General features: G+C 60.4%; 16 protein-coding genes. 10 read left to right on the top strand and 6 right to left on the bottom strand.

Annotated features, from left to right (window positions below):
* Positions 1-30: 30 nt before the first annotated feature.
* The 3 genes from AABF56_RS35090 to AABF56_RS35080 all read right to left on the bottom strand — a co-directional run bounded on the left by AABF56_RS35090 (position 31) and on the right by AABF56_RS35080 (position 3,230).
* Complete coding sequence (locus AABF56_RS35090; RefSeq protein ID WP_272809186.1) at positions 31-900, bottom strand: nucleotidyl transferase AbiEii/AbiGii toxin family protein; 870 nt, start codon at positions 898-900, stop codon at positions 31-33.
* Positions 888-1,964: a type IV toxin-antitoxin system AbiEi family antitoxin gene (locus AABF56_RS35085; protein ID WP_272809185.1), complete on the bottom strand. Its 1,077-nt coding sequence runs from the start codon at positions 1,962-1,964 to the stop codon at positions 888-890. Before AABF56_RS35085 ends, AABF56_RS35090 begins: the two co-directional genes overlap by 13 nt.
* Positions 1,965-2,108: 144 nt before the next feature.
* A complete protein-coding gene (locus tag AABF56_RS35080) occupies positions 2,109-3,230 on the bottom strand; it encodes an RHE_PE00001 family protein (RefSeq protein WP_272809184.1) in 1,122 nt (373 codons plus the stop codon).
* Positions 3,231-3,513: 283 nt separating this feature from the next.
* On the opposite strand from AABF56_RS35080, the gene AABF56_RS35075 reads away from it, so the two are divergent.
* Positions 3,514-4,440: a recombinase family protein gene (locus AABF56_RS35075; RefSeq protein WP_272791877.1), complete on the top strand. Its 927-nt coding sequence runs from the start codon at positions 3,514-3,516 to the stop codon at positions 4,438-4,440.
* 11 nt (positions 4,441-4,451) lie between these two features.
* Here AABF56_RS35075 and repC read toward each other — a convergent pair whose 3' ends face one another.
* The 3 genes from repC to repA form a co-directional block, all read right to left on the bottom strand.
* Positions 4,452-5,786, bottom strand: coding sequence for a plasmid replication protein RepC (gene repC, locus AABF56_RS35070; RefSeq protein ID WP_272791876.1), 1,335 nt, complete (start codon positions 5,784-5,786; stop codon positions 4,452-4,454).
* A 209-nt stretch (positions 5,787-5,995) separates the two neighbouring features.
* Positions 5,996-7,009, bottom strand: coding sequence for a plasmid partitioning protein RepB (gene repB, locus AABF56_RS35065; RefSeq protein ID WP_272809183.1), 1,014 nt, complete (start codon positions 7,007-7,009; stop codon positions 5,996-5,998).
* Between the two features lie 222 nt (positions 7,010-7,231).
* Positions 7,232-8,449 carry a plasmid partitioning protein RepA gene (gene repA / locus AABF56_RS35060; RefSeq protein ID WP_217005167.1) on the bottom strand — a complete coding sequence of 406 codons (1,218 nt, stop codon included), beginning with the start codon at positions 8,447-8,449 and terminating at the stop codon, positions 7,232-7,234.
* A gap of 360 nt (positions 8,450-8,809) precedes the next feature.
* Between repA and traI the strand changes: the two genes are divergently transcribed.
* Genes traI through AABF56_RS35015 form a run of 9 tightly spaced genes read left to right on the top strand, consistent with a single transcriptional unit; the run spans position 8,810 to position 16,458 of the window.
* A complete protein-coding gene (gene traI, locus AABF56_RS35055; protein ID WP_272791988.1) occupies positions 8,810-9,445 on the top strand; it encodes an acyl-homoserine-lactone synthase in 636 nt (211 codons plus the stop codon).
* Complete coding sequence (trbB, locus tag AABF56_RS35050) at positions 9,442-10,413, top strand: P-type conjugative transfer ATPase TrbB (protein WP_272809236.1); 972 nt, start codon at positions 9,442-9,444, stop codon at positions 10,411-10,413. The genes traI and trbB overlap by 4 nt, the downstream gene beginning before the upstream one ends.
* Entirely contained in the window at positions 10,403-10,807 is a 405-nt protein-coding gene (gene trbC, locus AABF56_RS35045) for a conjugal transfer pilin TrbC (protein ID WP_272791986.1), read from the top strand. Before trbB ends, trbC begins: the two co-directional genes overlap by 11 nt.
* Positions 10,800-11,099 (top strand): conjugal transfer protein TrbD, encoded by a 300-nt coding sequence (locus AABF56_RS35040; protein WP_272791985.1) that lies wholly within the window; start codon positions 10,800-10,802, stop codon positions 11,097-11,099. Before trbC ends, AABF56_RS35040 begins: the two co-directional genes overlap by 8 nt.
* A 9-nt stretch (positions 11,100-11,108) precedes the next feature.
* A complete protein-coding gene (locus tag AABF56_RS35035) occupies positions 11,109-13,571 on the top strand; it encodes a conjugal transfer protein TrbE (RefSeq protein WP_272791984.1) in 2,463 nt (820 codons plus the stop codon).
* Positions 13,543-14,352, top strand: a complete 810-nt coding sequence (trbJ, locus tag AABF56_RS35030) for a P-type conjugative transfer protein TrbJ (protein ID WP_272809235.1) — start codon at positions 13,543-13,545, stop codon at positions 14,350-14,352. Before AABF56_RS35035 ends, trbJ begins: the two co-directional genes overlap by 29 nt.
* Positions 14,349-14,579, top strand: a complete 231-nt coding sequence (gene trbK, locus AABF56_RS35025; RefSeq protein ID WP_272791982.1) for an entry exclusion protein TrbK — start codon at positions 14,349-14,351, stop codon at positions 14,577-14,579. The genes trbJ and trbK overlap by 4 nt, the downstream gene beginning before the upstream one ends.
* The gene (trbL, locus tag AABF56_RS35020; RefSeq protein ID WP_272791981.1) at positions 14,573-15,763 is read left to right on the top strand and encodes a P-type conjugative transfer protein TrbL; all 1,191 of its coding nucleotides are present in this window, start codon (positions 14,573-14,575) and stop codon (positions 15,761-15,763) included. Before trbK ends, trbL begins: the two co-directional genes overlap by 7 nt.
* Before the next feature lie 17 nt (positions 15,764-15,780).
* Positions 15,781-16,458, top strand: coding sequence for a conjugal transfer protein TrbF (locus AABF56_RS35015; protein ID WP_272791980.1), 678 nt, complete (start codon positions 15,781-15,783; stop codon positions 16,456-16,458).
* Positions 16,459-16,469 lie beyond the last annotated feature (11 nt).

Below are 16,469 nucleotides of genomic sequence, written 5' to 3'. Positions count from 1 at the left end.
TATGCCGTCGAGTTCCGCCTCGTGACTATGTCAATGTCGCAAACCAAGAGCTCGCAGCCACGCCTCGACCTGCCCGAAGGCATCCTGCTGCCATTGCTCGGGTGTGCGACCATCAAGGATATCCGTCTCAGCAACGAATTTTCGGACGCTCGTCGGCCCATATCCTTCGGGCGCGTCGAACTTCTCCGCAATATATTGATAGCCTTGTGAGCCGCTCTCATGCTCGAGTAGCGGTTTGCACGCTGCGGCCAGGGCTTCGATCCCATCAGGATAATTTCGAATACAATAATAGATGTCGTAGGCGTCCTTCTGCTTGTGACGGCCGTTGAGGGCATAGCCCTTCATCGCAAGCAAGGCAGGGATCGAGCATACGGCTACCTCGACGCGGTTGGTGCCGCCTTCCGGCATATCTCCGGATATCGCGACGAGTTGGTAGAAGCGAAGAGCAAGGTCCGCTCCGTCAGCGCGCTGAACAGCAAAATCGCTCAAGATCGGCGGGCTATTCTTCACGATCTCCGCGTGACGGGGCATGAGGAAATCGACGACGATGTCGATGGGCGCCCCGCCATCGTTTACCGGCACCTGACGGACAAGCTGAAAGCGCCGAAGTTCCTCCCTCTGCTTGTACCCATTGCCCAAGAGAGCCTCGACCAAGTTCACATACTCGCCATCGCCGAGGGCTTCCGCGTCGAGGCCGAGATCGACATCAAGTGTCCCCAGATGGGGCATGTCCTCATTGTCGAGCAGCAGCCAGGGAACCGCACCACCAATCACCGCGAACTTCCCTTTGAAGCTGCCGAGGATCTGTCCGATTTCGACAAGGACACCCTTCACGGCCTTCGTTGTGCGGTCCTCATAATCCGCTGCGGACTGAGGCTCGGGCGGCACTATTTTCGCCATGAAAGGAGTTCCTTTCTGAGATGTTCAGCAGCTTCCGCTCCGCGTTCGCCCGCGATGGAAAGATCAAGATAGGTTTGGACGGGACTCGTGCAGATTACATTCGGGGCAGGCTCGACGATATCGTTGAAGAGGCCACGATCTTTAAGCACCGTAACCACAACGTTCGCTCCCGACGCCGCGGGGGAAAGTTTCAGGGCATCGCGCAGACGGTTGAGCCCGGCCGCATCCGCGTAAAAATGTTGTGTGGCAACGCGGCCATAAGGGGCCAGCCAGTGCGCCGCCGAAAACGAGGCGAACGCAGCGTGGGGATAGCCTTCCTGTGCACCAAGTGCGCCTCGCGCAGAGGCCTCCAAGGATTGGCCATGGAGCGTCGTGTAAAAACTCATGCGCTCGCCTGCCGGCGCTTCATAGGCTTCGCGCCAAGAGTCAAGGAGTCCATCGGGCTGAGAAAGCCGCAAGCCATCTTCCGTAACCTCGGCCCATTCGCGGTCGACCAACTCGCTCCGAACATTACTCACGTGGCCAAGGCTGACATCGGAGGCCTGGGCGAGGTCTGCGACTCGCCATGGTCGAATAGGATCGCGAAGAAGAACCCGAAGAACCTGCGCCGACTTTGGTTTGAATATTGATTTCAGACTGCGGTGGACCGCGGGTGGCTTCGCGTCGACCTGCCGCTCGATGAAGACGCTTTCGAACGCGATCCGCGCGTTCCCCACGAAATCGATAAATCCAACATTGAACTCCCGGCATAGCGCTTGCGCATCCGGCGATAGATATGGCGCGATGAAGATCGGTGTTGCCGGTGGATCGAAATGATCCGCGGCTTTGTGGAGCTGAAGGAGGGTCGCACGCACATGCCGCGGCTGGCCCGCTGGCTTGACCTCGCAAACCAGGAAATGGTGATGCCCATCGATGTTGAGTTCTACCAGAATATCGACGCCGGAGCGTGGTGACGTCAGCTCCACTTTGTTTATCCGTAAGACGGGCACACTCTGCAGCAGCCCCTCAACAACCTTCGCTGCTTGGCTTTCGAGTTCATTCAATGAGTCGTCGGTTTTCAACATTTGCTGAAAATGGCGCCTTCGGTGAAACCAGTCAAGCGAATTTCAGTGGACGATGGTTTTCAACAAGCGCTGAATAACCCTGCTAGAGTGAAACGCATTGCATGATCGGGCCACCTGGTGGCAAGGGAGCAAGGTCGTGCGGGTCTAGAGAACGCCCCACGCTCGGTATCTACCCCTGCCCGTCATCTCGCGAGCACCAAGCTCGCTAATTAAATTCAGAGCGCCGCGGGGCGTCACCCCGGCCGCCTTTGCGATCATGGACGCCGACACGATCGGGCGCGACAGGATCAGATCGATCACCGCCGGAAGGCTGCTCGACGAGCGACGGCCGCGCATCCTCCGCTCCATCTGATCCCGCGCCTGGTTGAGCCGGACGATCTCCTTCATACCAGCCTCCGCCGCGATAGACATCGCCTCAAGGAAAGCGAGCAACCGCGTCGTTCGCTCTCTCGCGCGACGTCGCTCTCGAGGAACAGCTTTCAGCCCGACATTGTATGCCAGCAGATGCGAGATGATCTTGCCGCTCGACCGGAGATAGGCGACGACGAGCTGGCCACCGAGCCAGTGCTGGCGTTGCACCGGCTCCAAGGATTCCCAGGCGTCGTACAACAGCACGGCCGCAAGTGCGGGTGGCAGTGTTTCTGCACACTTCAGGACCGAACGCCATTGTGACAGCCGTTCCGCCTCATCCCAGTCTGGGTCGCGGATAACCAGGTCGCCGACGGCGAGTGAGGGGCGCGCTGCGGATGTCGGCGCAGAGCCGTCGCTCAACGCGTCGAGGACGCGCTGCGAGCGACATATGATCGCATCAATATCAGCGAACTCGCGGGCAAGCACACCATCCTCATCATCGTCGAGATCGACGCTCCCCTCCCCTGCTCGCCCGGCCAGCGCGAACTCTTGCTGCCGCTCCGCGCCGAGAACCGCTCCTGTCAGCGCAGCCACGCCGCCCTCGCTGACCGCCCAGGCGGGATCGGCACCGAAGATCCGACGCCGAGCACGGAGGATCGTGTGCCCGATGGTCAGCTCATGGGTGGGCGCCCGGATATCCATTTGGGCATCGTGGAGCACGAGGTCCTCGACATGGACGAGTTCGCCCGCCACCCACATACTGGCAGCCGCATCAAAGAAATGTCCCCGCTCGACAAAACCATCGCCGACGGGGCTGCGGCGTACAACCTCGTCGAGTCGGGCAAGTCGATCTTCGGCCCGTGCAATGGCTGGAAGAAGCGTCTCCAGAGGCAATTTCTCGATTTCGTAAGCCATTGTAATAAAATGCCTGCCAATCCGATACAGAAGTTATCATGTCCTTCGCTTCCGTCACATAGGTAGATTTCCCGCGCGCGTACTTAGTAAAGGCGGCTAGGCCTTCCGGATTGAACAGAGGTATGCCCACCGCGCCTCAGGTCGACGAGAAAGGCCATTTTTCCAATGGTTTCGACATTCAGCGCTGCGGCAAATGGAAACAAGAGACGTTTACAAACGATCGGTTATCCTTATCTTCTACAATTGGAAATCCGCACCAGAACAACTCTCTTAGGCGCTCCAGATGCCCGCTGACACACGCAATCGCACTTCCCGTCGACCACAGGGCCGGCTAATCGGCTATGCGCGCGTCTCGACGGACGAACAGATGACGGAGGCCCAGGAGATTGAGCTCCGCTCGGCCGGCTGTGACGTCATCGTTCAGGAACACGGATCCGGCGCATCGCGCGCCCGTCCAGCCCTGTCCAAGTTGCTTCGAGAGATCAATGCCGGCGACACACTTGTGGTCGTGCGGCTCGATCGTCTGGCGCGCTCCGTTAGTCATTTGCTCAAGGTGATCGAGGATCTGACTGCGAAGAACGCGCATTTTCGGTCGCTCCGCGATCCGATCGACACGTCGACGCCGCAGGGAATGTTTTCTCTCCAGGTGCTTGGCGCCGTGGCGCAGCTAGAACGCGCACTGATCTCCGAGCGAACGAAGGCAGGCATCAAGGCCGCAAAAGCGAAGGGCCGACTGCCCGGCAACCCGGGTATCCGGGAAAAACGGCCCGAGGCGCTGGCCAAAATGACCGCGGCGCAGAAAGCGGCTTACGGCGATCGCATCCAGGCTACCGCCAATCAATGGCTTCCGACCGTTCGGCGCATGCGGCCGGATCACACCTGGGACGACATCGCCCGCGTTTTGAACCAACGCGGCCTCGATTGGACGCCAGAGCGTCTTCGCCGCGCCGTGAAGTGGATGGTCGCGGAGCGCATGGCCGATGCGGCGTTGCTTCGCAAGTCCCCTCCCCGTCCGCCTGAAGATCGCTTGATGACGTTGGTCGCCGGCATTCACTCGTCGAACTCGGACCTGACGCTGCGCGAAATCGCGGCCCAACTCGAAAGGTTGCATGAGCGCACTCCGCGCGGCGGCTCGAAATGGTCGCCCTCGTCCGTGAAGAACCTCATCGATCGTGCCCGCCGATCGGGACTGATCTCCAGCGCCGGATAGCAGCGCGGCCTTCATCGCGATTTCGGCGTCTGCAGGCCCTTCAAGCTCTTCAACAGTGAATCCGACACCTGCAGCCGATCTCCGGCTTCGGCCGCATCATTCGATCGGCTCCCAGCCAGACCGCGATCGTCGCCGGACTTCTGCGCATCGAGCTTTGCCCTGAGCAAGGCCATGATCATCGGCCAGGTCGAGAATTTCCCGTCCTTGGCGCGGTCCGTCAGGCTGCGCAAATAGCCGCCGGCGTTGCTGATCTGACCGGCCCTCTGGTAGATCGCGGCCAGCGTGATCCCGGCATGCTGCTCTCCCATGACCTCACAGGCTTCCCGCCAGGCGCTCGGGCTGATCCCCAGCATCGGCCGGGCCAGTTCCGCGGCCGCCAGCAAGTCTCGCCAGTGCCGGATATCCCCTCCTTGTGCCAGTTCACGGATTTCGGGGCAGGCATCCAGCACGATCCCCAATGGTAGCTCCCGTTTCGGCAGGCTCCGCACGTTGACGGTTTCCGCAACGCCGCCGCTCACTTCATCATCTTTTCCAAAGCCGTATTCAGATTCAAAATTAGAGTCTGGTTTTGAATTTTGTATGTGACGACCGGAATGGGACTCATTGGCGTCCAGATTCTGCGTTTTCGCGAATGATTCCAACACGTCACGGATATCGACGCAGAGTTCGTGAAGTTCCTGCGCAATGTCGTCCACAAGCTGCCGGGGAGCCGAACGTGGGAGCCTCGCGATGATCCGCTGATAGGTCTGCGTGACCCTGCCCCAGTTCCCCGGAACGTTCTCCTCAATGCCGGTTTCAATCATCTTGACGATGTCGCGCCGGAGCAACGTGAGACGCTCCTTCGCAACGCGAAACGCCTTCTTCTCAGCTTGCAGTGCCTCAACCAGGTCTCGAAACTCGTCCGCCCGCGCCACGATCGGCGACAGGTCGAAGCCGTAGGCCTGTTCGATCTCCCCTCCCCTTCCCTTGCGAGCGAAGCGTTTGCCATTGGGGCTGTCGCGGCGGATGATCACGCCGCAATCGACAAGCACCGCGATATGCCGTCTGAGGGTCGTCGGCGGCATCCCATTTGCGCGCGCAGCAAGCTGCTCGTTGGACGGCCAGACTACAAGCTCCGCGTCGCCGCTCAAGGATGTGTCCGGGTGAAACGACAGCAATGCGTTGAGAATCGTGAGTGACCGATCCGTAGCACCAATCAGTTCCCGCGCTTCGCGGATATGCTGGAAGACCTGCCACTTGTGGACGGCAGCGTCAGGTGAGATTGCCTTTGCAGTCATTTGACTTGCGATATGGCCGAGCGTCATCGCCCGCCGCCCGAAGGGCGTCGTCGAGATATGCGTCTGCATTTCCTTTTACCTTCTGCTAGGCAAAAGAAATCTGCTCGCCGAAACGGCGTTGAGCCTCAGAAGACTCTTGACGGTGATTCTCGGAAATGCGATTCTCTTAGTCGCGACACTACAGAGAAGGGCTTCCGGAATTTGTTTCGGTGGCCTTTTTCTTTTGCGGTTCGTAGTTTTTCATCTCTACCGAGCGCGGCTCGGAATTGATGCAAATCTCACCCTCGGTCGGCTTTCTCTCCTTCATTCGTTTCAAGAAATTGGACATACAAACGATCCAACTGGTCCGCGACATACTCTCCGAAAGATGGCACCAGTTTCTCGTCGAAAATTAATGCTGTCTTCCCGGTCTCTAACTGGATGCGCGCCGCCTTTTTCCCTTTCGGCGTGCTCCAGTTTTTTACTTTCCTGGAAGGCTTGGCCGGCCGCTTCGATGCAACATCGAAGATGAGAGCGAAACGAGCATCGCTATCTGCGTCCAAGAACCGTTCAGACCCCAGAATCGCCTCAACAGCGTCCATGACCTTTGGTTTCCCGAGGCTTTCAGCAAGCGCTGCCCAGCGCGATCTACCCGCTTTCGCGGCCGGGCCAATCTGGATAGCAAGCTTTTCTGGAATGCTCCGCGCGACGGCGATATAGCGGCTTAGGTCAGACTTGTCGGTCGATAGGGCAGCAGTAATGGTTGCGCGATCAAAACCCGCATCCTCGAGCCGGAGCGCAAAGAGCGCCTTCTCAATGAATGAAAGGTCGGCGCGATCAAGATTCTCTCGTCCTTGAGCCACCACCAGGTCACGATCGGTCAGGCTTCGGACGATCGCCGACACCTCTCGACCCAGATCTATGGCAGCCCGTAGCCGCCGACGTCCGTATGCAATTTGATACCGGCCAGTCTTTTCCGGATGAGGTCGAACGAGGATCGGGACTTGCTGTCCGTTTTCAGCGATGCTTGCCTTGAGCTGATCGAATTTTGGGTCAATAGCGGTCGGCAATCGGTCGGCAATCGTCGATCCTTCAATCATCGACGGATCCAAGGAAACGACCGCCTCGCCCGAAGCCAACTGATCCTGAAGTCGAGCTGCGGTTTTCGCTCCCTCCGCCATCTCTTGCAGTGACGAGCCCATCGCGGAGATTGCGCCAGTGCGCACACGGGCAGCTGACTTGTCCGTTGCAGCCTTTTCGCTCACAACCGGCTTTTTGAGGAACAATGAGTCGATCGCGTCCTTACGGCTCATGGCGTTGATCTCCGCAAGCTAGTTTCGAAGCACCGCATCCGGCGGAAGGCGGCCTGTTGGGAGCTCCCAACAAGCTGCGGCTAAAGCAGCTTGGGCGGCGGCTTCCCCCAACCTTTTGGTTCAAAATTGTTGGATACGATCCCTGCAACGAAAACAGAAATCGGCTCTGGTGGAGTCTGTTGGGAGCTCCCAACGGTATGTAGGGATCCTGTAATACTCCAATCATGGGCGTCCCCAGGCAGCCTTAATCAATCCTTCGATTTCGGCGTTCACCGCGTCCAAAGCTTCCATCGCCCGGTCGTATGTCGAACGAGTTAAATTCTCTCGCCCGATTTCATAGAGCGTCTGTTTCGTAAGGCCGGCGTCGGAAACCGCCGCAGACTTCACCATCGGATTAGTCAGGACGTGATCATCGAACATGTTCCTCAGCAGCGCCGCGACCTTCGTCTGCGGGGCATCCTGAGGTTCGAACCGGGTCAGCAGATAGCGGATGAAATCATACTGTAGATTCCCTCCGGCCTCCTTCACGACACCGAGAAGATCGCGAGTCATAAGCAGAAACTGACTCATCGACGCGATATCGAGCATCTGCGGGTGCACCGTAATGACCATTGATGTCGCGGCGCACAGACCACTGAGTGTCAGGAAACCGAGCTGGGGAGGGCAGTCGATCACAACGACGTCATAGTCGTCAGCGACTTCGTCAAATGCTTGGGCGACACGCGTGAAGAAAAGCCCATCTCTCGAACCACGGTCAGTCAGGGCCTTTGGGGTTGTGTGCTCGAACTCCATAAGCTCGAGGTTTCCCGGGACGAGATGCAGACCATCGAAGTACGTTGAGCGGATCACCTCTTTGAGCGACCGCCTAGAGTCGTCGTACCGGATTGCCGCGTACAGTGTCTCGTTGGCACCTACATCCGTCTCCGGGAGAACGCCGAGGAGTGCCGATAGGCTGGCCTGCGGATCGAGGTCTACAGCAAGTACCCTGTAGCCCTGCAATGCAAGATACTGAGCAAGGTGGGCTGACGTTGTTGTCTTGCCGGAGCCGCCTTTAAAATTGGTCACCGCAATGACCTGCAAGTGTTCCGAGCCGCGCCGATGGGGCACAAACTCGATACTCTCGCGTCCGCGGGCAGAGCCTGCCAGCATATGCCGGATTTCGTTAATCTGACCGAGTGTGTAGAAGCGCCTTCCGTTGCTGGCGAGTTCGGGTTGAGGACCTTCACCCGCCAGAGTCATCTTTCGAAGGGTCGAATCAGATATTTTCATTAGGCGCGCCGCTTCACCCGACGTGAATTTGCGCAAACTCTTGTGCGACGTCGGAGGGAACAGGGCTTCGCTCATAGCCTGGAGCTGAGAGCTCAGTTGTTCAGCGTGATCACCAATAGTGACATCTACCGAGGGACGATCATTTCGGGATATGGCAACAGCTTTGCTCACGGTGGAATCTCTTGTCACGGTTAATCGGCATGTAATGCCATTTTTCCGTGACGATTACTGAATGCGTGTTTGGTTGCAAGGCGTTTTTGGTTAACGAAAGGTTAACGCGCTTTTGCCCCAGTTAAGCCGAAAGCGGATTCATCAATCATTATCTTGTAGTTAGCCTGCCTCCCGTTGTTCGCAGCGGGGTGTAGGAAATGCAGATCTGCACCTCTTATCAACATTTTAGACTCCGCCTTCCGCCCGATTTTCGAGAGCTATACCGCCGATTCGGTAGAATCACCGGATGCAAATCTGCACATAGCCACACGCAGCACGAGATGATTTTCCTTCGCCTGACCAGTTCATGCGGAGATCACAATGCAGATTCTGAGCGTCTCGGCCGACCACTACGCAAGCAACCACAACTACCTGAACCAGATGCACCGTCTTCGGGCCGCCGTGTTTGGCGACCGCCTGGAATGGGATGTCACGATTACGGACCAGGGTGAGCGGGATCAGTACGATGATCTCCAGCCAACCTACATCTTGGCGATCTCCGCCGACCAGAAAGTCGTCGGCTGCGCGCGCCTGCTGCCTGCATCTGGCCCGACGATGCTGGAGCAGATATTCCCGCAACTGCTGGAGCGCGGTTCGCTCGACCCCCATGCCGCAATGGTCGAGAGCTCACGCTTCTGCGTCGACACGTCGCTTCAAGCGGGGAGGGGAGGGAGCCTCCATCAGGCGACGCTCACCATGTTCGCCGGCATCATCGAATGGTCGATGGCAAACGGTTACAGCGAGATCGTCACCGCCACTGATCTTCGCTTCGAGCGCATCCTGAAGCGTGCGGGATGGCCGATGAGCCGTCTCGGCGATCCCGTGGCCATTGGCAATACCACAGCCGTTGCGGGCAGCCTGCCGGCTGATCGCGCCAGCTTCGACACGGTTTGCCCGCCAGGTTACCGTTCGACCATCGAGCACGATGGCGCCGGTCCTTTGAGGAGCGCGGCGTGACCCAGCTCCGTTCCCATCCTCGTCTCGTCCGCAAACTCCAGGACGCACTCGGCGACCAGCTCTGCGTCGCACTCGACGATGCAACGGTCGTCGAGATCATGCTCAATCCCGATGGAAGGCTGTTCATCGAACGGCTGGGGCACGGTGTTGCCCCCGCCGGGGCGATGAGTGCCGCCACCGCCGAAGTCGTCATCGGCAGTGTCGCCCATGCGCTGCAGTCGGAAGCTGACGACGAGCAGCCGATCATCTCCGGCGAACTGCCGATCGGCGGACATCGGTTCGAGGGCCTGCTTCCGCCGGTGGTATCGGCGCCTGCCTTCACGATCCGGAGACGGGCGTCGCGGCTGATCCCGCTCGACGAATACGTCAAGTCGAAAGTCATGACGGAGGCACAGGCCTCTGTGCTGCGCAGCGCGATCGCGTCGCGCATGAACATCGTCATTTCCGGCGGAACCGGGTCCGGCAAGACGACACTCGCCAATGCCGTCATCGCCGAGATCGTCGCGACGGCGCCGGACGCTCGCATGGTCATCCTGGAAGACACCGCCGAGATCCAGTGCGCGGCGGAAAACGCCTTGTGCCTGCATACCACCGAGACGGTCGATATGGCCCGGCTCCTGAAAAGCACCATGCGTTTGCGACCGGACCGCATCATTGTCGGCGAGGTCCGCGACGGCGCCGCACTCACTCTGCTCAAGGCATGGAACACCGGCCATCCGGGCGGCGTCACCACCATCCATTCCAACACGGCGATGTCGGCCCTGCGCCGGCTGGAGCAACTGACCGCGGAAGCGAGCCAGCAGCCCATGCAGGAAGTCATCGGCGAGGCCGTTGATCTCGTCGTTTCCATCGAACGAACAGGGAAGGGCAGACGGGTCCGGGACGTGATCCATGTCGAGGGGTTCAGCAATGCCCGCTACCGGACCGAACACTACGCCCAGATTGATGAGGACAGCCATGCCGCATGAGACAAGGATAAATCTCGCCACCCTGGGCCTCGCCACCATCGCTTTAACCCTCGCAGAACCGGCACTGGCCTCCTCGGGCGGCGGCGGCCTGCCATGGGAGTCGCCGCTGCAGCAGATCCAGCAATCGATCACCGGACCCGTCGCCGGCTTTATTGCCCTGGCAGCCGTTGCCATCGCCGGCGGCATGCTGATCTTCGGTGGCGAACTGAATGATTTCGCGCGGCGGCTTTGCTTCATCGCCCTTGTCGGCGGGGTCCTGCTTGGCTCAACACAGATCGTCGCCTTGTTCGGCGCGACCGGTGCGTCGATCGGGGCGGCCGACACACCGTCAGCGACCGACATCGCTACGCCGCCGCGCGAACCTTCAAGAGAAGGGGAGGGAGCGCATGGCTGAGCCCGGCTCCAACCTTTCCCGCTCGCCTGTACACAGGGCGCTATCGCGTCCGAACCTGCTGATGGGCGCCGACCGCGAGCTGGTGCTGCTGACGGCACTTGCCGCCATCATCCTGATCTTCGTTGTGCTGACCTGGTACGCAGCGCTCTTCGGCCTCGCGATCTGGCTGATCGCTGTCGCGGCACTGCGCATGATGGCAAAGGCCGATCCTTTGATGCGGCGGGTCTATGTCCGCCATATCTCCTACAAGGCGTTCTATCGCGCAACGTCCTCGCCCTGGCGCAAGTTCTGAGGGTTCTCGATGGTTGCCGTCAAGTCATTCCGTCATTCTGGTCCGTCCTTTGCCGATCTGGTGCCCTATGCCGGCCTGGTCGACAACGGCGTGATCCTGCTCAAGGACGGTTCGCTGATGGCCGGCTGGTATTTCGCCGGACCGGACAGCGAGAGCTCGACCGACGCCGAACGCAACGAGGTGTCGCGGCAGATCAACGCGATCCTGTCTCGGCTCGGCTCCGGATGGATGATTCAGGTCGAGGCGGTTCGCGTGCCGACGGATGATTATCCGGTCGATACCGATTGCCACTTCCCCGATCCGGTCACGCGGGCGATCGACGCCGAACGGCGAGCGCATTTCCAGAAGGAGAGGGGGCATTTCGAGAGCCGGCACGCAATGATCCTGACATGGCGGCCGCCGGAGCCGCGGCGCTCCGGCCTGACTCGCTATGTCTATTCGGATACGGTTAGCCGATCGGCTACCTATGCCGACAAGGCCCTGGAGACGTTTCTGACCTCGATCCGCGAGGTCGAGCAATATCTCGCTAATGTCGTCTCGATTCGCCGGATGGTGACGCGGGAGACGTCAGAGCGTGGTGGCTTCCGGGTTGCCCGTTATGACGAGCTCTTCCAGTTCATCCGCTTCTGCATCACCGGCGAGAACCATCCGGTCCGCCTACCCGAGATCCCGATGTATCTCGACTGGCTGGTGACGGCCGAGTTGCAGCATGGCCTGACGCCGCTGGTGGAGAATCGTTTTCTCGGTCTCGTGGCGATCGACGGCCTGCCGGCCGAGAGCTGGCCGGGTATCCTGAACAGCCTCGACCTGATGCCGCTCACCTATCGTTGGTCGTCGCGTTTCGTTTTCCTCGATGCCGAGGAGGCGCGGGCAAAGCTGGAACGCACCCGCAAGAAGTGGCAGCAGAAAGTCAGGCCCTTCTTCGATCAGCTCTTCCAGACACAGAGCCGCTCAGTCGATCAGGACGCCATGATGATGGTGACGGAGACCGAGGATGCGATTGCCGAAGCCTCTTCGCAACTCGTCGCCTATGGCTACTATACACCGGTCATCGTCATTTTCGACGAGTTGCAGCCCCGCTTGCAGGAGAAATGCGAGGCGGTCCGCCGGCTGATCCAGGCGGAAGGTTTTGGCGCACGGATCGAGACACTGAATACGACCGACGCCTTTCTCGGCAGCCTGCCGGGCGTCTCCTATGCCAATATCCGCGAGCCGCTGATCAACACCCGCAATCTCGCCGACCTCATTCCGCTGAACTCCGTTTGGTCGGGAAGCCCGACGGCGCCTTGCCCGTTCTATCCGCCGGGCTCACCGCCGCTGATGCAGGTTGCCAGCGGCTCGACGCCGTTCCGGCTGAACCTGCATGTCGACGACGTCGGGCACACGCTGATCTTCGGGCCGACCGGCTCCGGCAAGTCGACCCTGCTGGCGCTGATCGCCGCGCAGTTCCGGCGTTATCCAGACGCGCAGGTCTTCGCCTTCGACAAGGGCGGCTCGATGCTGCCGCTGACGCTTGGCATTGATGGCGATCACTACCAGATCGGCGGCGATATTCATCCGGAAGGGAAGGGGAGGGCGCTGGCTTTCTGCCCGCTTGCCGAGCTTTCGACCGATGGCGACCGCGCCTGGGCGTCGGAATGGGTCGAGACCCTGGTGGCACTGCAGGGTGTGACCATCACCCCGGACTATCGCAACGCCATCTCCCGGCAGATCGGGCTGATGGCGGAATCGCGAGGCCGTTCGCTTTCCGACTTCGTGTCGGGCGTGCAGATGCGCGAGATCAAGGACGCGCTGCACCACTACACCGTCGATGGCCCCATGGGGCAGCTTCTCGATGCCGAGGAGGACGGTCTGGCACTCAGCGCCTTTCAGTGCTTCGAGATCGAGGAACTGATGAACATGGGCGAACGCAATCTCGTGCCCGTCCTCACCTACCTGTTCCGCCGCATCGAGAAACGCCTGACGGGCTACCCTAGCCTCATCATTCTCGACGAGGCCTGGCTGATGCTCGGCCACCCGGTGTTTCGGGACAAGATTCGCGAATGGCTGAAGGTGCTGCGCAAGGCCAATTGCGGTGTGGTGCTTGCCACCCAGTCGATTTCGGACGCCGAACGCTCCGGTATCATCGATGTGCTGAAGGAGAGTTGCCCGACCAAGATTTGCCTGCCGAATGGGGCCGCGCGGGAGCCAGGCACGCGAGAGTTCTATGAACGCATCGGCTTCAACGAACGGCAGATCGAGATCGTCGCGACGGCGCTTGCAAAGCGCGAATACTACGTCGTCTCGCCCGAGGGCCGCAGGCTCTTCGACATGGCGCTCGGGCCCGTCGCGCTTTCGTTTGTCGGGGCATCCGGCAAGGAAGATCTGAAGCGCATCCGCGCCCTGCATTCCGAACATGGGGCCGCATGGCCTTGTCCTTGGCTCCAGCAAAGGGGGATCGCCCATGCCGAAACATTCTTCCCGGCCAAGTAAGGTGGCGTGCGCCACAATTATCTCGGCCATTATGCTCTCCGCCACCCTACCGGTCACGGCTCAAGCCGGCGGCGTCACCGGGCAGGCGACAGAGTGGACGCAGCTTGCCAACAATGCCGAGCTTGTCTCGTTGGTCGGCAAGTCCGCGGAGCAGGTGAACAACCAGATCACCCAGATCTCCCAGCTTGCCGAGCAGATCCAGAACCAGCTCAACATCTACAACAATCTCCTGCAGAACACGGCGCAATTGCCGAACCACATCTGGGGGCAGGTCGAAGGCGACCTGAAGAGCCTGCAAAACGTCGTCGCCCAAGGACAGGGCGTCGCCTTCTCGATGGGTAATATCGACGATGTGCTGAAGCAGCGTTTCCAGAGCTTTGCCGAGATGAAGAGCAATCTGCCTGATGGAGCGAGCTTCTCCACAACCTACCAGAACTGGTCGAACACCAATCACGACACGATCGCCGGAACCCTGAAGGCAGCGAACCTGACGGCCGACCAGTTTTCCAGCGAAGAGAGCACGATGTCGTCGCTTCGCTCGATGTCAGAGTCGGCCGATGGTCAGATGAAGGCACTGCAAGTCGGGCATCAGATCGCCGCACAGCAGGTCGCGCAGATGCAGAAGCTGCGCGGTCTCGTCTCCCAGCAGATGACCATGATGGGCACATGGTTCCAGTCCGAGCAGGCTCAAAAGGATCTGGCCCAGGCGCGCCGTGAACAATTTTTCAGTGCGACCGAGCGCGACATCCGTGGTGGCCAGACCATGGAGCCACGCTGGTGAGCCCGCGTCTGCTGTTCATCCTGGTATTGGCGGGGATCGTCGCGCTCAGCGCCGGCATCGTCACCTGGAACGTGGTCCAGCCGCGTCCGGCTCCCGTGTCCGGATCGGGCGCAGCCGCGACGCAATCTGCTTCCGAAACCGAGCGCCGCGAGCATCGCGAAAAATTCTTCAGCGGCGATCCGGATCGCGACGTCCGTGGCGGGCAGGAGATGAAACCGCGATGGTGATCGTCCACCCCTCCCGGAAGCTGGAACTCGTGTTCATTTCGATCGGCCTCATCCTGTTGGCGACGACACCGGCGCTTGCCCAACAGGGTTCGGTCCTGACGACGCTGGAAAACTCCGTCGTAACCGCCGCGAAAGGCTGGGAGACAACGGCGATGAACGCGGCGCGTTCGCTGTTCTGGATCCTTGCCGGTATCGAGATCGGGATTGCCGCGGTATGGTTGGCGATCAACGCCGCCTCGCTCGACAGCTGGTTTGCCGAGCTCGTGCGGCGGATCATGTTCATCGGCCTCTTCGCCTTCATCCTGGACCAGGGGCCGTCCTTCGCCAAAGCCGTGGTCGATAGCCTCTACCAAATCGGCGCCGGCGGCGGCTCGGCATCACCCGCAAACATCTTCGACGCGGGCATCCGGGTCGCAACCAAGATGTCGGAACAGGCGAAGTTCGGCTTATGGGAAGACAACGCGCTGGCGATCGCCGCGGTCTTCGCCATGGTCGTGGTCGTCGTATCCTTCTCGTTGGTTGCCGCGATTTTCGTCGCCGTCATGGTCGAGATGTATGTCGGCCTGCTCGCCGGCATGATCATGCTCGGTCTTGGCGGCTCGTCCTTCACCAAGGATTTCGCGGTCAAATATCTGGTCTACGCCTTCTCCGTCGGCATGAAACTGATGGCGCTGGTAATGATCGCCAAGATCGGCTCCGACATTCTGCTGGGGCTCGCCGAGGCGCCGACGGCGACCTCCGAGCAGTTCATCACCACGCTTGCGATCGCCGGCATCTCGGTCGTGGTCTTCGTCATTGCCATGTATGTCCCGCCGATCCTGCAGGGCGTGGTCCAGGGCGCCTCCATCGCCGGCGGCATGGAAGCGATCCGCCATGGCGGCCAGGCCGCCACCTTCGCAGCCGGCGGGGCGTTCCTCGGCGCAAGTGCTGCAACAAAAGGGGCGCAGACGGCGAGCTCGGCGAGGGCCGGGGGCTCGTCGATGGCGGGCGCGGCACTTCGCGGCATGGCGTCCGGCATTGGAAGTGCTGGATGGGCTGCCGGATCGGCAGCCAAGGAGAAGGCCATCGCCTCACCCGGCGCCTATGCCGGATCGCTGCTCGGGCTTGCCAACGCCAAGCTCGACCAGACGCGGCAATCAGGCCGACCAACGCCGCCGCCCCCACCCATCAACGAGAACAAGTAGCTGGAGGATGATCACCCATGGCCGGACGCAATCCGCCAGAGAATTCCCCTATCGCCAATCCCTATCTCGCGGCGCGCAACGAGTGGAACGAGCGCTATGGTTCCTATGTGAAGGCGGCCGCGGCGTGGCGCATCGTTGGCGTCACCGGCATGGTCATGGCGGTGATCGGCTTCGGTTACGCGCTCTACCAGAGTACGCAGGTCAAGCTCGTCCCCTATATCGTCGAGGTCGACAAGCTCGGCACGGCCTCCAGTGCCGGCTTCCCACAGCAGATCGAATATGCCGACCCGCGTGTGGTGCGCGCCACGCTCGGCAGCTTCGTCTCGAATTTCCGAAGCGTGACGCCGGATGCGGTGGTGCAAAAGCAATATATCGACCGAACCTACGGCCTCCTCAGGACCTCGGATCCGGCGACAGAGAAGGTCAATGCCTGGTTCCGTTCCAATTCGCCCTTCGAGAAGGCGAAGACTGCTACCGTCGCGATCGAGGTCAACAATATCGTCGCTCTGTCGAACCAGTCCTATCAGGTCGACTGGACCGAGTTCGAACGCGACCGCCGCGGCAAGGAGACGGCCACCCGCCGCTTTCGCGGCATCGCCACGGTTACCCTTACACCGCCGCAGGACGAGGGCGTCATCCGTCTCAACCCCATCGGTCTCTATGTCAGGGACTTCGACTGGACCGCGCAGCTTTGAAAGGCATGGCC

The sequence above is a fragment of the Shinella sp. WSC3-e genome, assembly GCF_945994535.1.
Taxonomy (GTDB): domain Bacteria; phylum Pseudomonadota; class Alphaproteobacteria; order Rhizobiales; family Rhizobiaceae; genus Shinella; species Shinella yambaruensis.
This window is presented reverse-complemented; position numbering and strand designations above follow the sequence as displayed.

Bases quoted from the DNA above. Each gene is read 5' to 3' on its own strand.
- traI (WP_272791988.1), top strand. From the start codon at position 8,810: ATGCAGATTCTGAGCGTCTCGGCCGACCACTACGCAAGCAACCACAAC.
- AABF56_RS35040 (WP_272791985.1), top strand. From the start codon at position 10,800: ATGGCTGAGCCCGGCTCCAACCTTTCCCGCTCGCCTGTACACAGGGCG.
- AABF56_RS35085 (WP_272809185.1), bottom strand. From the start codon at position 1,964: ATGTTGAAAACCGACGACTCATTGAATGAACTCGAAAGCCAAGCAGCG.
- AABF56_RS35090 (WP_272809186.1), bottom strand. From the start codon at position 900: ATGGCGAAAATAGTGCCGCCCGAGCCTCAGTCCGCAGCGGATTATGAG.
- trbC (WP_272791986.1), top strand. From the start codon at position 10,403: ATGCCGCATGAGACAAGGATAAATCTCGCCACCCTGGGCCTCGCCACC.
- AABF56_RS35075 (WP_272791877.1), top strand. From the start codon at position 3,514: ATGCCCGCTGACACACGCAATCGCACTTCCCGTCGACCACAGGGCCGG.
- repB (WP_272809183.1), bottom strand. From the start codon at position 7,009: ATGAGCCGTAAGGACGCGATCGACTCATTGTTCCTCAAAAAGCCGGTT.
- AABF56_RS35035 (WP_272791984.1), top strand. From the start codon at position 11,109: ATGGTTGCCGTCAAGTCATTCCGTCATTCTGGTCCGTCCTTTGCCGAT.
- trbL (WP_272791981.1), top strand. From the start codon at position 14,573: ATGGTGATCGTCCACCCCTCCCGGAAGCTGGAACTCGTGTTCATTTCG.
- trbJ (WP_272809235.1), top strand. From the start codon at position 13,543: ATGCCGAAACATTCTTCCCGGCCAAGTAAGGTGGCGTGCGCCACAATT.
- repC (WP_272791876.1), bottom strand. From the start codon at position 5,786: ATGCAGACGCATATCTCGACGACGCCCTTCGGGCGGCGGGCGATGACG.
- AABF56_RS35080 (WP_272809184.1), bottom strand. From the start codon at position 3,230: ATGGCTTACGAAATCGAGAAATTGCCTCTGGAGACGCTTCTTCCAGCC.
- AABF56_RS35015 (WP_272791980.1), top strand. From the start codon at position 15,781: ATGGCCGGACGCAATCCGCCAGAGAATTCCCCTATCGCCAATCCCTAT.